The sequence below is a fragment of the Serratia sp. JKS296 genome (assembly GCF_900215445.1).
Lineage (GTDB): Bacteria > Pseudomonadota > Gammaproteobacteria > Enterobacterales > Enterobacteriaceae > Serratia > Serratia marcescens.
In genome coordinates this window covers 874,954-889,143 of record NZ_OCMX01000001.1, presented here as the reverse complement: position 1 = coordinate 889,143, position 14,190 = coordinate 874,954, and the positions used below count along the sequence as shown (strand labels likewise).

The following is a 14,190-nucleotide window of genomic DNA, read 5'->3' as shown; positions in this document are numbered from 1 at the left end:
GAATGGTGAAGTCGCAGCGAATTACGTTAAATGACATTGCTGTACTGGCTGGTGTCACCAAAATGACGGTCAGTCGCTATCTGCGCACGCCGGACAGGGTTAAACCGGAAACGGCTGCGCGCATCGCCGCCGTGATCGAGGAAGTCGGCTATCAGGCCGATCCCGACAATCCCGCCCTCTATTCCAATAGCCCTCCCCTCATCGGCGTTCTGGTTCCTTCTTTTAACAATCTGATATTTGCTGATGTCCTCGCCGGCATTGAATCCGTGACGTCTATACAGGGTTATCAGACGCTGGTCGTCAATTATGACTACAACAGCAAACGCGAAGAGGAGCAAATTGCCGCGATCCTGGCTTTTAAGATTAAAGGGCTGCTGCTGACCGAGTCGGTCCATAGCCTGCGGGCGGAAAAACTCCTGAAGGCGGCAAAAATACCCGTTGCTGAAATCATGGGGCTGTCAGGCAATGCAGATCGAATTAACGTGGGTTTTGATAATGTGAAAGCCGGCTACGATATGACCACCATGTTGCTGGCCAGCGGTAAAAAACGCATTATCTATTTTGGTTCAATGTCTGATATCCGCGATGAACAGCGTTACACGGGATACTGTCAGGCAATGGCTAACCATGATTTGCCTACCGGTCGCATTTCCCCCAATAAGATCTCTTCCATTTCGATTGGGACAGGCATGATGACGCTTGCGAGCCAAATGTATCCGGATATGGACGGTATTCTCTGTACCAACGACGATCTGGCCGTGGGAGTGTTACAGGAATGCCTGGCAAACGGTATCGGCGTTCCAGCGCAAATTGCCATTGCCGGATTTCACGGTCTTGAGATCGGGCAGATCATTACCCCCCGGTTAGCCAGCGTACTGACGCCACGGTATGAGATGGGGAAAGTGGCGACAGAGATCATAATAAAAAAAATTAAAGGGCTGCCGACCATTGAACATGTCGATCTCCACTTCCGCCTGTCAATGGGGGAGACAATATAGCGTTCCCCGCCAGTGACTTCATCACTGGCCATAGCTGCCCGCGTCGTCAGAAGAACATCACTCGCTATCCCGGCCAGAAATTCGGCCAGATGGCGTCACCCACCTGACCGAATGCCCCCTCAACGTGCCTTGCGGCGCCGGAGCCAGAATAGGATCAGCAGAATAATGACGACCGCCGTGGTGGCCATGCCAGGCAGAATCATCGGCTGTGCGCGCGCCAACAGCGGTTTCGGACCCCCGGCGCGCACCTCACTCACGTCGGCCTCGCTCACGCTCAGCGTGCTGTTGCCGTATTTCTGCAGCACGAAGTTAGCGATATCGGCAACCTGCTTATCCGTCAGTTCTCCGACATAGGAACCGGCGCCAAAGCTCGGCATCAGGACGTGCTTACCGTCAACCCGGCGATCAACCCCCTGCAAAATGGCGGCAATCAGGTTTGACGGGTTGTTCGCGGCCGTGGTGGAGTTGTTGAATAGCGAAGGGTAAGCCTGGTTCAAACTGCCGCTGCCGTCCGGCTGATGGCAACTGGCGCAGTAGCCGCTGTAGAGCGCCTCGCCGCTATTGAGCGTGTGGTTGGCGTTGGGCGAATTCATGCCGCGGAGATGGTGCTCAACGTCGTAGTGCGCCTGACTGAGGCCATTGCCCTGGCGCCCCTCGCCCTGTGACGGCACGGTCTTCAGATAAGTTGCAATCGCCTGCAGCTGCCGGTCGGTCAGGTATTGGAAGCTGTGCTCAACGGCTTCAGCCATTGGCCCCGCAGCTTGTGCGCGCCCTTCCGCCCGACCGGTTTTCAGATAGTTCACTAACTCCTGCTCGCTCCAGTCGCCGATCCCTTCCTGGCGATCGGCGGTGATATTCGGCGCGTACCAAGAACCCAACGATGCCCCCATCAGGAAGCGCGAATTGTCTTCCGCCATCAGCACATTACGCGGCGTATGACAGGTTCCGCAGTGAGCCGGCCCCTGCACCAGCGCGGCCCCCTCGTTCCACGCCTCACCTTTCGTCACATCCGGGGTGAAACGCCGATTATCCAAATAAAGCATGTTCCACACCGCCATGGAGAGGCGGATGTTAAACGGAAACGGCAGATCGGTTTGGCGCTTGGCTGGCTCATCGACCGGGGCAACGCCATGCATGAAATAGGTATACAACGCGTGGATCTCGTCATCACTCAGACGGGTGTAGGCGGTGTAGGGCATTGCCGGATAGAGATACGTCCCATCTTGCCGGATCCCCGAGCGCAGAACGTCGGCAAACGCCGCTTCGGAATAGCCACCGATGCCGTATTTTACCGATGGGGTTATATTGGTGGCGTAGATAGTGCCCATGGGAGAAGCAATGCCGTACCCCCCGGCAAAAGGCTTGCCCTGCTGCTGCGTATTCGTATGGCAGGCCATGCAGTCCGAGGCGATAGCCAGCGCTTGCCCTTTAGCGATCAGATCGCCGTCCTGGGCATGCGCCGCGAAGCCGCTTCCCAGCAGCAGCGTCGCTGCCAACGAATGGGTGATTTTATTCATTTGCTCTCCAGGGCTCGAAGTACGTCATTGGCCGCCTTGAGTCCAAGCGCCGCCATCGTCAACGTGGTGTTGACAACGCTGGCTGAAACCATGGCGCCTCCACCCGGGATCCAAAGGTTGTCATGATCGTGGGCGCGGCAATTGCCGTTCACCACCGAGTTCGTGGGATCGCTGCCCATGATCGTGCCGCCCATAATGTGGTTGTTGGCATTCAGCTTGTCGTTAATCACAAACTCTTGCGCATCGAACAAGTCGCCAATCTGCCGTAGCTGGGTTTTGACTACTTCCAGCCCTTTGCGCACGTACTCGCCGACGTCGTAGTGGATGTCCGGGCAGGCCAGGCCATGCTTGTCTTTGCGGGTGGAGCTCAGAGTAAGACGGTTGTTCGGATCCGGCAGCGGTTCCAGGCTAATGGAGAGATCCACCGAGCGGCTGGCGCGATCGCGCACTTCATCCTGCAGCGCCTTGCCGACCTTGCCCGATTTCAGTACTTCAAGGGCGGAGGGGATCACCCGGTTGATGTTGTTGATGATGATCTTGTTGGCGGAGTGGTCGCTGCGGAACGCGCCGTCACGATACCCCACCATGCAGCTGCTCTGCGCCGGGCCGCGGCCAACCCACAGGGCCTCTCGCGCCAGGAAGGAGCAGTGCAGGCCAGAGTGATCCATCATGTTGCGCCCCACCTGATCCGAGCTGTTCGCGATGCCGTTCGGGTTCTTTTCGTTGGCCGCCAGCAGCAGTAAGCGCGGGTTCTCAATCCCATTGCAGGCCAGAACGAACGCTTTACCGATCGCCCGATGGGAGTTATGCGCCGTGTCGTACCAGTGAACGGCGGTGACGCGGTTATTGTCGTCGGTGTCAATTTTGTACACCACCGCCTCGGGGATCACCTTCGCCCCCTTGTGTTCGGCCCGTTCAACGTGGTGAATGCCGTTGTACATGGCTCCGATCGGGCAAATCGGCTGGCAATTGTTATTGCCGCAGCAGGTGGGCCGTCCATTCCAGGGCCGGGTGCTGCGGCCTTGCGGAATGGGCACCGATTTAAAACCGTGAGGATTAACAATCTCAGCAATGCGTCTGTCGCCGTAGGCCCAGGGCACCATGTCCATCGGGTAAGGCCCGCTGCGTTCCGCAGGGGACTGCCACTCCGGATTATTCGGGCCGGCAACGCCTATTTCCTCTTCGGCTTTCGCGTACCACGGTTCGATATCTTCGTAGGAAATAGGCCAGTCTCTCCCCACGCCATAGAGGGATTTCATGCGAAAATCATTGGGATGGTTGCGCCAGCAAGAAGCGGCCCAGTGCCAGGTGGTTCCCCCCACCACACGCAAATAGCCCTGTTTAAAGCCTGAGCCATTGGGGCCGGTCAGTTTGATATAGTCGTTCTCCGGGAAATAGAGCGGCGCGGTGGCGTACTCCGATTGCGGGTAAAGCCCCTGAAAATCCGACCCCGCACGATTGTGCAGTGGCATATTGCGCCAGTTTTCCACAGCCTGTGCGCGCTCAATGCGCGGGCCTGCCTCAAGTACCAGCACCGAGTAGCCCTGGCTCACCAAAGCATCCGCCATCAGACCGCCCACAATACCGGAACCGACAATGACGACATCGGCCTCTGCATCGCCGGAAGCATTAATTATTGGGCTTTTCACACGCGATCCTCATATTTTTTATCGGCTACGGCAGGCAAATCTGTTGCGGGAATGGAAGGTTGGCGGGTAACGCCCGGCGGCAAGCCGGTCCACCACAGCGGGCCAAAATTGCACCAGGTCGGCACAATCAGGGCATCCTGAACCGTGCGATACATCAGCGCTTCTTTATAACTAATCAACTGCCCCTGCTCGGCGCTTGAAGGATCTACGGTTCCGGTATACCACGCGGTCACGATCGCCTGGATAAGCTCCCTTTGCCCCTGTTCAATCGCATGTCGGTTCAAGGTTTCCGCATCGGTGGCTTGCTGGCTCAGGATGAACAGGGCGTTGAGTTGCGAGTTCAACTGCGGAAAATGTTCGCGCAGTGCGGAAAAATAGCGGGCGGAGAGTGTGACGTCCAAATCGTCAAACTCGGTAATTTTTCTCGAAATTTGTAAAAATTGCGCGTATTCAACGGGCGAGGCGGCAATTTGCGCCCGTTCGGCATAGGTTATATTTGAATAAGGCAACAGGCTGGCGGCGACGATGACGCCCACCATTTTCCCCAGCGCCTCCCTGCGGGTAAGCACGATTTGCAACGACATTATTAGCTCCGAAATAATTTATTTTTATATAGTTTTTTTAATATCTATCAGAACGCAGGCAAACCAAAATAAAAAATTGTGCTAATGGGGAGGAATCGCATTAAAAGATCAAGGCGTTATGAGATTGGCTACCTCTACGACAGAGGTAAACTCACGGCCTTTAATGATGTAATCTGAACCTGAAGCAAATATCCCTGTAAATAATACGGCGTAATCTCTGCCGTAAATTTATTCAACCCAACTCAATTTTTAAAAGTTAGGGGTTATGGCGTTGACGGGAAAGGCGTATTCTTCGGAATCGCGGCAGACGGCGGATGAGCGAGGCTTTCCGCCGGCAGCCTGAAGTAGCGATACCAGCCGCCGCTGAACGTCTTGCTACGTCAGCAGGGCGCCGTCGATTTTCGCCACAATTTTGCGCAGAACTGCCGGTGTTGTGCAGGTACTCATCGGGCGATGCAGCTCCCCCGGAAAGATAACGGCAAGTTCACCGGGTTGCAGGTGGATGAGAGTCTCACCGGGGATCGCCGGGCTAAACCCAAGGTCCTGCGCCTCGTTAAATGGCTCACTCAGGGGCAAAGGCAGCCCCAGAACCCCGGCGCCAATCACTTCTCTCCCTTCCAGGACAAGATGGATATCCAGATACTGGCGATGAAACTCCGGTTTCTGGTCGGACAATAGTTTGGTTTCCCCTTCAACGACGTTAAAGAACATCTGTTTACCCTGCACCTGATAGTGGCCGATAGGTAAATTGTACGGCTCACTTTCAATAATGCTGGCCAGCATTTTTCGAATGGCTGCCGGATAGAATCTATTATTTACGGCAGTGGTTAAGGCATCAATTATCATAATATTTTCTCTGGTCAATATCGGCTCGGTATTTCACCGACAAAAACAATGGCTGGGTAGTTTTATGGCAACACGCAATCTCGGCGTAATTACGGTAGAATCGCTATTAGTTCGCTCTACGGGCGCCACTATGAATAAGCAACAAAGCAAACCGCTTTGTTTCTAATATTTACAACCTATCTCCACTGTGAGTAAACTCCACCTGAGAGGCTATTCGGCATGGTGAAATAAGTCATGGCCTATCTCACGGTTTTTAGCCGCTTAAAACTGTGACAAAAGTCACTTAATTAAGTGTTACGAAACAACGTTACTTATCCTGTGATCCACGGCAGAAAATCACTGGTTATTCACCGCTCTCGCCAAAATCGATCGATTTCGCATTCTCCTCCTACGGGCATAATGGGTTATTTGCCCCGATAGTCACTGACAGAAGCCATGAAATTGCACACGAGATCACGCCAGCAGTAACATGCTTTTTTAACACTCTTTGGCGTGATGCAGATCGCAAAAATAAGCGGTAAAAAAACGTCTGATACAGGGTATCCCCTATTTTTCAGACAGGATCGCAACGATGCACACTGACACTCAACCTACCATTTTGCTTATCGCACCGGTGATGGATGCTTTACAGGCCGCGTTGGACGCCCGTTACCGGGTATTCCGTCTCTATGAACAATCAGATATTCCAGCCTTCCTGGTTCGCCATGGCGCAGACGTTCAGGCGGTGGTCACCCGTGGTGATGTGGGGGTAACCCGGGAGACGCTGGAACAGCTGCCGCAGGTGGGCATGATTGCCGTCTTTGGCGTGGGGACTGACGCTATCGATCTCAACTACACCCGGGAACGCCATATCAGCGTCGGGATCACCGCCGGCGTGCTGACCGATGATGTGGCAGATCTGGCTCTGGGGCTAATGCTGTCCGCCAGCCGCCGCCTCTGCCAAGGGGACCGATTTGTACGTGAAGGCCGCTGGGAAACGACGCCGCCACCGCTGGCGACCAAAGTGAGCGGTAAACGCATCGGTATTTTCGGCATGGGGAATATTGGCCAAGCCATCGCCCGCCGGGCGAAAGGCTTCGATATGACCATCCTGTATACTGACCGCCAGCGCAAAGACGGCCTGGATTACCAGTGGTGCGCCGATCTGCACACGCTCGCAGCACAGAGTGATTTCCTGGTGATCGCGGCATCCGGCAGTGCGGAAAACCGCGGGATTGTTGATGCCAGCGTATTTAACGCCATGCCCGAACGCGCCTGGCTTATCAATATCGCCCGCGGCAGCCTGGTCGATGAGACGGCGCTGATAACGGCGTTACAAAATCATGTTATCGCCGGGGCCGCTCTGGACGTCTTTGAAAACGAACCCCATGTCCCGACAGCGTTCTTTGCGCTCGAGAATGTTCTGCTTCAACCCCATGTGGCCAGCGCTACCGTAGAAACTCGTCAAGGAATGAGCCAATCCGTTTTGGATAATCTGGCAGGTTATTTTTCACATCAGGATATTCCTGGGTTAATTCAATAAAAATGATCGTTTGAGTTACGAATAATCATTTTTATCCGCCAACACAATATTCTCTGTGAATGGCGGATATCATCGAGACGCTATTATGACCGATAAAATACCAGGAACTCGCTGGCTGCGGGTTATCGCGCCGATCCTTATCACCTGCATTATTTCATTTATGGATCGCGTTAATATCAGCTTTGCTCTGCCGGGCGGCATGGAACAGGATTTAGGCATTACCAGCCAGATGGCTGGCGTGGCCAGCGGTATCTTTTTTATTGGTTATTTATTTCTGCAAATCCCTGGCGGACGACTTGCGGTTTACGGTAGCGGGAAACGTTTTATCGCCTGGTCGCTCGTGGCCTGGGCGGTTGTCTCTATCGCCACCGGGTTCGTCACCCATGAATATCAACTGCTCGTGCTGCGTTTTATTCTCGGGATCTCCGAAGGGGGAATGTTGCCCGTCGTGCTGACCATGGTCAGCAATTGGTTCCCGGAAAAAGAACTGGGCCGGGCCAATGCCTTTGTCATGATGTTTGCCCCACTAGGAGGGATGCTGACCGCCCCGGTTTCCGGCGCGATTATTGCCGCCCTCGACTGGCGCTGGCTGTTCATTATCGAAGGCTTATTGTCGATCGTGGTGTTGACCATTTGGTGGCTGGTGATCAGTGACCGCCCGGAAGAAGCGCGTTGGCTGCCGGCGAAGGAACGCGACTATTTATTGACCGAGCTGGCCCGGGAGCGCAAAGCGCGGGAAGGGATGGCGCCGGCGGCCAAAGCGCCGCTAAAAGCGGTGTTTCGCAACAAGGGATTGATGCGCCTGGTCGTGCTGAATTTCTTTTACCAGACCGGGGACTATGGGTATACGTTGTGGCTGCCCACCATCTTGAAAAACCTGACCGGTGGCAGCATGGCCAATGTTGGGGTATTGGCGATTCTGCCGTTTGTTGCCACTCTGGCGGGGATTTATGTGATTTCGATGTTCAGCGATCGCAGCGGTAAACGCCGTTTGTGGGTCAGGATCTCCCTGTACTGTTTTGCGGCGGCGCTGATAGCCTCGGTGATCCTGCATGAGCACGTGGTGGCCGCCTATATCGCGTTGGTGGTGTGCGGCTTCTTCCTTAAAGCGGCGACCAGCCCCTTCTGGTCAATTCCCGGACGCATTGCGGCGGCGGAAGTGGCGGGCAGCGCACGCGGGGTGATCAACGGGCTGGGCAACCTCGGTGGGTTTTGCGGCCCCTATCTGGTCGGCGTCATGATTTATCTGTACGGACAGAACGTCGCGGTTTGCGCGCTGGCGGCATCGCTGCTGCTGGCGGGAAGTATCACCTTCCTGCTGCCGAAAGAATGCGACCGCTCCTGCGAAGAAACGGATAATCGCCTGCCATCCGGGGCCAAACAGAAATGGAGTTAAGCGGCAATAACGCGGTGTGGGCAGCGACGGCGGCTCACCCCCGCGTCAGGATTGGGCGGCGCGTTGTGTTATCGCGGTTAAATGCCAGGCCAATGGCTTGAGCGACTCACACGTCAACCCGCACCAAACGGTGATGCATCGTTGAGAATCAGCTTTTCTGAAAACGGTTATAACTCAATGGGATGATGCATAGGGAGATTTTGGAGCGGGTGAAGGGAATCGAACCCTCGTATGCAGCTTGGGAAGCTGCCGTTCTACCATTGAACTACACCCGCATCGGTGTGCGACAGGCATTATAACCGGTTATCGGCGGCGGGCAAGCGGAGATGGCGCGTAACTGCCGATGTTTTAAGCGGTTAAGTTCAGTGGGCGAAAAAAAACCGGCGCAGTTGCCTGCACCGGTTGTTTCACGCTAAACGGAATTATTTCTGTGGGCGCATCGCCGGGAACAGAATCACGTCGCGGATGGTGTGACTGTTGGTGAACAGCATCACCATGCGGTCGATGCCGATGCCCAGACCGGCGGTCGGCGGCAGGCCGTGCTCCAGCGCGGTGACGTAGTCTTCGTCGTAGAACATCGCTTCGTCGTCGCCGGCGTCTTTAGCATTCACCTGATCGGCGAAGCGCTGCGCCTGGTCTTCGGCGTCGTTCAGCTCGGAGAAGCCGTTGCCGATTTCACGGCCGCCGATGAAGAACTCGAAGCGGTCGGTGATTTCCGGGTTCACGTCGTTGCGGCGCGCCAGCGGCGACACTTCAGCCGGGTACTCGGTGATGAAGGTCGGCTGAATCAGATGGCTTTCCGCCACTTCTTCGAAGATCTCGGTCACGACGCGGCCCAGGCCCCAGCTCTTCTCAACCTTGATGCCGATGGATTCGGCGATGGCCACCGCTTTGCCCATGTCGGCCAGGTCAGCCAGATCGGTTTCCGGACGGTATTTCTTGATCGCCTCGGTCATGGTCAGCTTCTCGAACGGCTTGCCGAAGTCGAACACTTCATCGCCGTACTGCACCTGAGAGGTGCCCAGCACTTTCTCGGTCAGGGTGCGGAACAGGGTCTCGGTCAGCTCGATCAGGTCTTTGTAATCCGCGTAAGCCATGTAGAGTTCCATCATGGTGAACTCTGGGTTATGACGCGGAGAAACGCCTTCGTTGCGGAAGTTGCGGTTGATTTCGAACACGCGCTCAAAGCCGCCGACCACCAGACGCTTCAGATACAGTTCCGGCGCGATGCGCAGGTACATGTCGATATCCAGCGCATTGTGGTGAGTGATGAATGGACGCGCGGACGCGCCGCCCGGGATCACCTGCATCATCGGGGTTTCGACTTCCATGAAGCCGCGTTCCACCATGAAGTTGCGGATAGCCGACATCACCTGCGAACGCACTTTGAAAGTGTTGCGCGATTCTTCGTTGGCGATCAGATCCAGGTAACGCTGGCGGTAACGGGTTTCCTGATCCGCCAGGCCGTGGAATTTATCCGGCAGCGGACGCAGCGCTTTGGTCAGCAGACGCAGTTCGGTGCAGTGGATCGACAGTTCGCCGGTCTTGGTTTTGAACAGCTTGCCGCGCGCGCCGAGGATATCGCCCAGGTCCCACTTCTTGAACTGCTCGTTGTACACGCCTTCAGCCAGATCGTCGCGCGCGACGTACAGCTGAATGCGGCCGCCCACGTCCTGCAGCGTGACGAAGGATGCCTTGCCCATAATGCGGCGGGTCATCATGCGGCCGGCGACGGTCACTTCTACGCCCAGCGCTTCCAGCTCTTCGTTGTCTTTATCGCCGTACGCAGCGTGCAGTTTGTCGGAGGTGGAATCGCGACGGAAGTCGTTCGGGAACGCAATGCCGTTCTCACGCAGGCCGGCCAGTTTCTCGCGGCGGGACTGCAGTTCGTTATTGAGATCCAGCGCCTGATCGGCGCCCTGTACTTGTTGTTCAGACATTTCTATTCCTCATAACCCGGCTTTCAAACTTGCCTCAATGAATTTATCCAGGTCGCCATCCAGTACGGCCTGCGTGTTACGCGTTTCGACGTTGGTGCGCAAATCCTTGATGCGGGAGTCATCCAGCACGTAAGAACGGATTTGGCTGCCCCAGCCGATGTCGGACTTGTTGTCTTCCATCGTCTGCTTATCAGCATTTTTCTTTTGCATCTCAAACTCGTACAGCTTGGCTCGCAGCTGTTTAAACGCTTGATCCTTGTTCTTATGCTGAGAACGATCGTTCTGGCACTGCACCACGATGTTGGTTGGCAGGTGAGTAATACGTACGGCGGATTCGGTTTTGTTGACGTGCTGACCGCCCGCACCGGAGGCGCGGTACACGTCGATACGCAGATCCGCCGGGTTGATTTCGATATCGATATCGTCGTCCACTTCCGGGTAGATGAACACCGAGCTGAACGAGGTGTGGCGACGGCCGCCGGAGTCGAACGGGCTCTTGCGCACCAGGCGATGCACGCCGGTTTCAGTGCGCAACCAGCCGAACGCGTAGTCGCCGATGATCTTGATGGTGGCCGATTTCAGGCCCGCGACGTCGCCGTCGGACTCTTCGATCACTTCGGTCTTGAAGCCCTTGGCTTCGGCCCAGCGCAGGTACATGCGCAGCAGCATGCTGGCCCAGTCCTGCGCTTCAGTGCCGCCGGAACCGGCCTGGATATCCAGGTAGCAGTCGGCGCTGTCGTATTCGCCGGAGAACATGCGGCGGAATTCCAACTGATCCAGTTTGCTCATCAGTTGATCCAGCTCGGCGACCGCTTCGTTGAAGGTCTCTTCATCGTCGGCTTCCACCGCCAGTTCCAGCAGCCCGCCGACGTCTTCGCCGCCCTGCTCCAGCTGATCGATGGTTTCAACGATGGCTTCCAGCGCAGCGCGCTCTTTACCGAGCGCCTGTGCGCGCTCCGGCTCGTTCCAAACGTCCGGCTGCTCCAGCTCGGCGTTGACTTCTTCTAGGCGTTCCTTCTTGGCATCATAGTCAAAGATACCCCCTAAGAACCGCAGTCCGCTCGGACAGGTCCTGAATTCGGTTTTTTACCGGGTTAATTTCAAACATGGTTTCGTTCTTTTACGTTGATGTCGTCGATGGCGGAATGCCATTGGAACCGCTAATTCTAACGGATCCGGGCGGCAGTTTATAGCGAGTTGGTCAGTTTTTGTGGCGATCGGGAAGGATGCCGGGGATTGGAGAGCCCAATCCCCGAATTGTGTTCAATTTCGCCTCAGCGCGGCCAAAGATGCTGGATCAGCAGCTGCACGTTGCGGTTGCCGCGAAACTCGTTGACGTCGAGCTTGTAGGCCAGTTCCACTTCGCGCACGCTGCTGTCCGGCCACAGCGTGGTATCCACGTTGAACGCGATGCCGTCGAGCAGCGGGCCGCCGCCGAGCGGCTCCACCATCAGCTTCAGGTGTTTCTCGCCCACCAGCCGCTGCTGCAGGATGCGGAACTTGCCGTCGAAGGTCGGTTCCGGGAACGCCTGGCCCCACGGGCCGCCCTCGCGCAGCAGCTCCGCCGTGGTCAGCGACAGCTCCTGCATCGCCAGTTCGCCGTCGGACCAGATCACCCCTTCCAGCATCGCCGGATCGAGCCATTCGCCCACCAGCTCGCCGAAACGCTGGCGGAACTCGTCGAATTTGGCTTCTTCCAGCGACAGCCCGGCCGCCATCGCGTGGCCGCCGAACTTCATCATCAGCCCGGGGTTCAGCATATCCAGCCGCTCCAGCGCGTCGCGCATGTGCAGGCCGGGCACCGAACGGCCGGAGCCTTTCAGGATGCCGTCACCCGCCGGCGCGAACGCGATCACCGGGCGGTGGAAACGCTCTTTGATGCGCGAAGCGAGGATGCCCACCACGCCCTGGTGCCATTCCGGGTGATACATCGCCAATCCGTAAGGCAGCTCGGTGCTGGTGCGCTCCAGCTGATCGCACAGCTGCAGGGCTTCCACCTGCATGCCCTGCTCTATCTCGCGTCGCGTCTGGTTCAGCGCATCGAGATCGTTGGCCAGCATGCGCGCCTGCGCGATGTCGTCGCTCAGCAGCAGCGCCACGCCGATCGACATGTCGTCCAGCCGGCCGGCGGCGTTGAGCCGCGGCCCGAGAGCAAAACCGAGATCGTTGGCCGCCAGTTGACGGGCGTCGCGGTTGGCCACCTCAAGCAGCGCGCGGATGCCCGGTCGGCATTTGCCGGCGCGGATGCGGTTTAATCCCTGATACACCAGAATGCGGTTGTTGGCGTCCAGCGGCACCACGTCGGCCACGGTGCCGAGCGCCACCAGGTCCAGCAGCTCCGCCAGATTGGGCATCGCCAGCGCGCGCTGCTCGAACCAGCCGCTGTCCCGCAGGCGGGCGCGCAGCGCCAGCATCAGGTAGAACGCGACGCCTACCCCCGCCAGCGATTTGGACGGGAAGGCGCAGCCGCGCAGGTTGGGGTTAACGATCGCTTCGGCCGCCGGCAGGGTCTCGCCCGGCAGGTGGTGATCGGTCACCAGCACCTGCATGCCCTTGGCGTGCGCCACGTCGACGCCGGCGTGGGAGGAGATGCCGTTATCGACGGTGACAATGAGTTCTGCGCCGCGCGCCGCCGCCTGCTCCACCACTTCGGGGCTCAGGCCATAACCGTCTTCGAAACGGTTAGGCACCAGATAATCGACGGCTGCGCCGCCCATGCTGCGCAGCGCCAACACCGTCAGCGCGGTGCTGGTGGCGCCATCGGCGTCGAAATCACCCACCACCATGATGCGGCGGCCGTCGGCCAGCGCCTGTTGCAGCAGGCCGACGGCGTCGTCGATGCCGTCCAGCTGTTGCCAGGGCAGCATGCCCTTGACGCCGCGTTCCAGCTCTTGCTCAGCCTGCACGCCGCGCAGGGCGTAAAGCCGACGCAGCAGCGGCGGCAAACTGGCGGGCAGATGCGTGTCGTCCGCCGCCGGGCGGCGGCGTAGTTGCGTTTTGATACTCACCGGCGATTAACCACCGGCTTTGGTGGCGGCCTGGTGCGCATCCAGCATGGCGGCCATCTCTTTCGGCCCCTGATAGCCCGGGATCATCATGCCGTTCTCCAGGATGATGGCCGGCGTGCCCTGAATGCCGAACTGCACGCCCAGCTCGTAATGCTTGCTGATGTCGGTTTTGCAGGTCGCCGGAGAAACGGCGTCGCCCTTCATGGCGGCGTCAAACGCCTTGGCCTTGTCGGCGGTGCACCAGATCGACTGCATGTCTTTTTCAGCCTGGGAAGCCAGCCCCTGGCGCGGGAATGCCAGATAACGCACGGTAATACCCAGATCGTTGTACTCTTTCATCTGCTGATGCAGTTTGTGGCAGTAACCGCAGGTGATATCGGTGAACACGGTGATCACGTGTTTCTCTTTCGGCGCTTTGTAAACGATCATCTGATCTTTCAGCGCGTCCATCTTGCTGCTCAGCAGTTGGTTGGTCACGTTGACCGGCTCTTTGCCGCTGACGTCGAACAGCGGGCCCTGCAGGATATGCTTGCCGTCTTCGGAGGCGTACAGCACGCCGCTGTCGGTCAGCACGGTTTTCAGGCCGTTGACCGGCGAAGGCTGCACGTCCGCCTGCTGGATGCCCAGGCTGGCGAGCGCTTTTTTGATCGCCGCGTCATCGGCATGGGCGGCGCCGGCCACCGAAGCCACCAGCAGAGAGAGCAGCATTAAACCTTTTTTCATTGTTCCA

11 protein-coding genes and 1 tRNA gene are annotated in these 14,190 nt (G+C 57.4%); 3 read left to right on the top strand and 9 right to left on the bottom strand.

The genetic code is table 11. The features are described from left to right. Positions 1-5 precede the first annotated feature (5 nt). The gene (locus tag CRO23_RS04220) at positions 6-998 is read left to right on the top strand and encodes a LacI family DNA-binding transcriptional regulator (protein ID WP_004931713.1); all 993 of its coding nucleotides are present in this window, start codon (positions 6-8) and stop codon (positions 996-998) included. 119 nt (positions 999-1,117) lie between these two features. Here CRO23_RS04220 and CRO23_RS04215 read toward each other — a convergent pair whose 3' ends face one another. From CRO23_RS04215 to CRO23_RS04200, 4 genes are all read right to left on the bottom strand, one after another. Then, positions 1,118-2,515 carry a c-type cytochrome gene (locus tag CRO23_RS04215; protein ID WP_016929959.1) on the bottom strand — a complete coding sequence of 466 codons (1,398 nt, stop codon included), beginning with the start codon at positions 2,513-2,515 and terminating at the stop codon, positions 1,118-1,120. Continuing rightward, positions 2,512-4,164, bottom strand: a complete 1,653-nt coding sequence (locus CRO23_RS04210) for a GMC family oxidoreductase (RefSeq protein WP_049300378.1) — start codon at positions 4,162-4,164, stop codon at positions 2,512-2,514. Before CRO23_RS04210 ends, CRO23_RS04215 begins: the two co-directional genes overlap by 4 nt. Beyond that, positions 4,161-4,748, bottom strand: coding sequence for a sugar dehydrogenase complex small subunit (locus CRO23_RS04205; protein WP_004931706.1), 588 nt, complete (start codon positions 4,746-4,748; stop codon positions 4,161-4,163). Before CRO23_RS04205 ends, CRO23_RS04210 begins: the two co-directional genes overlap by 4 nt. Before the next feature lie 375 nt (positions 4,749-5,123). After that, positions 5,124-5,594, bottom strand: coding sequence for a YhcH/YjgK/YiaL family protein (locus CRO23_RS04200; protein ID WP_097101438.1), 471 nt, complete (start codon positions 5,592-5,594; stop codon positions 5,124-5,126). Positions 5,595-6,165: 571 nt separating this feature from the next. On the opposite strand from CRO23_RS04200, the gene CRO23_RS04195 reads away from it, so the two are divergent. After that, positions 6,166-7,116: a 2-hydroxyacid dehydrogenase gene (locus tag CRO23_RS04195; RefSeq protein ID WP_079452404.1), complete on the top strand. Its 951-nt coding sequence runs from the start codon at positions 6,166-6,168 to the stop codon at positions 7,114-7,116. A gap of 85 nt (positions 7,117-7,201) precedes the next feature. Then, on the top strand, positions 7,202-8,512 hold the full coding sequence (locus CRO23_RS04190; RefSeq protein ID WP_097101436.1) for an MFS transporter: 1,311 nt from the start codon (positions 7,202-7,204) through the stop codon (positions 8,510-8,512). 201 nt (positions 8,513-8,713) lie between these two features. On the opposite strand, the gene CRO23_RS04185 is transcribed toward CRO23_RS04190, so the two are convergent. The 5 genes from CRO23_RS04185 to dsbC form a co-directional block, all read right to left on the bottom strand. Further along, a tRNA-Gly gene (locus CRO23_RS04185) sits at positions 8,714-8,787 on the bottom strand. Between the two features lie 147 nt (positions 8,788-8,934). Beyond that, positions 8,935-10,452, bottom strand: coding sequence for a lysine--tRNA ligase (lysS, locus tag CRO23_RS04180; protein WP_004931697.1), 1,518 nt, complete (start codon positions 10,450-10,452; stop codon positions 8,935-8,937). 9 nt (positions 10,453-10,461) lie between these two features. Then, a protein-coding gene (gene prfB / locus CRO23_RS04175; RefSeq protein WP_096242572.1) for a peptide chain release factor 2 occupies positions 10,462-11,560 on the bottom strand; the annotation gives its coding sequence in 2 pieces (ribosomal slippage) (positions 10,462-11,484 and positions 11,486-11,560; 1,098 coding nt in all). A 166-nt stretch (positions 11,561-11,726) separates the two neighbouring features. After that, positions 11,727-13,460: a single-stranded-DNA-specific exonuclease RecJ gene (gene recJ, locus CRO23_RS04170; protein WP_016929971.1), complete on the bottom strand. Its 1,734-nt coding sequence runs from the start codon at positions 13,458-13,460 to the stop codon at positions 11,727-11,729. Positions 13,461-13,466: 6 nt separating this feature from the next. After that, positions 13,467-14,183: a bifunctional protein-disulfide isomerase/oxidoreductase DsbC gene (dsbC, locus tag CRO23_RS04165; RefSeq protein ID WP_004931688.1), complete on the bottom strand. Its 717-nt coding sequence runs from the start codon at positions 14,181-14,183 to the stop codon at positions 13,467-13,469. Between the last annotated feature and the right edge of the window lie 7 nt (positions 14,184-14,190).

What these genes read in the sequence shown, in the direction of transcription:
- lysS (WP_004931697.1), bottom strand. Translation starts at nt 10,452, where the DNA reads ATGTCTGAACAACAAGTACAGGGCGCCGATCAGGCGCTGGATCTCAAT.
- CRO23_RS04200 (WP_097101438.1), bottom strand. Translation starts at nt 5,594, where the DNA reads ATGATAATTGATGCCTTAACCACTGCCGTAAATAATAGATTCTATCCG.
- CRO23_RS04205 (WP_004931706.1), bottom strand. Translation starts at nt 4,748, where the DNA reads ATGTCGTTGCAAATCGTGCTTACCCGCAGGGAGGCGCTGGGGAAAATG.
- CRO23_RS04195 (WP_079452404.1), top strand. Translation starts at nt 6,166, where the DNA reads ATGCACACTGACACTCAACCTACCATTTTGCTTATCGCACCGGTGATG.
- dsbC (WP_004931688.1), bottom strand. Translation starts at nt 14,183, where the DNA reads ATGAAAAAAGGTTTAATGCTGCTCTCTCTGCTGGTGGCTTCGGTGGCC.
- CRO23_RS04190 (WP_097101436.1), top strand. Translation starts at nt 7,202, where the DNA reads ATGACCGATAAAATACCAGGAACTCGCTGGCTGCGGGTTATCGCGCCG.
- CRO23_RS04215 (WP_016929959.1), bottom strand. Translation starts at nt 2,515, where the DNA reads ATGAATAAAATCACCCATTCGTTGGCAGCGACGCTGCTGCTGGGAAGC.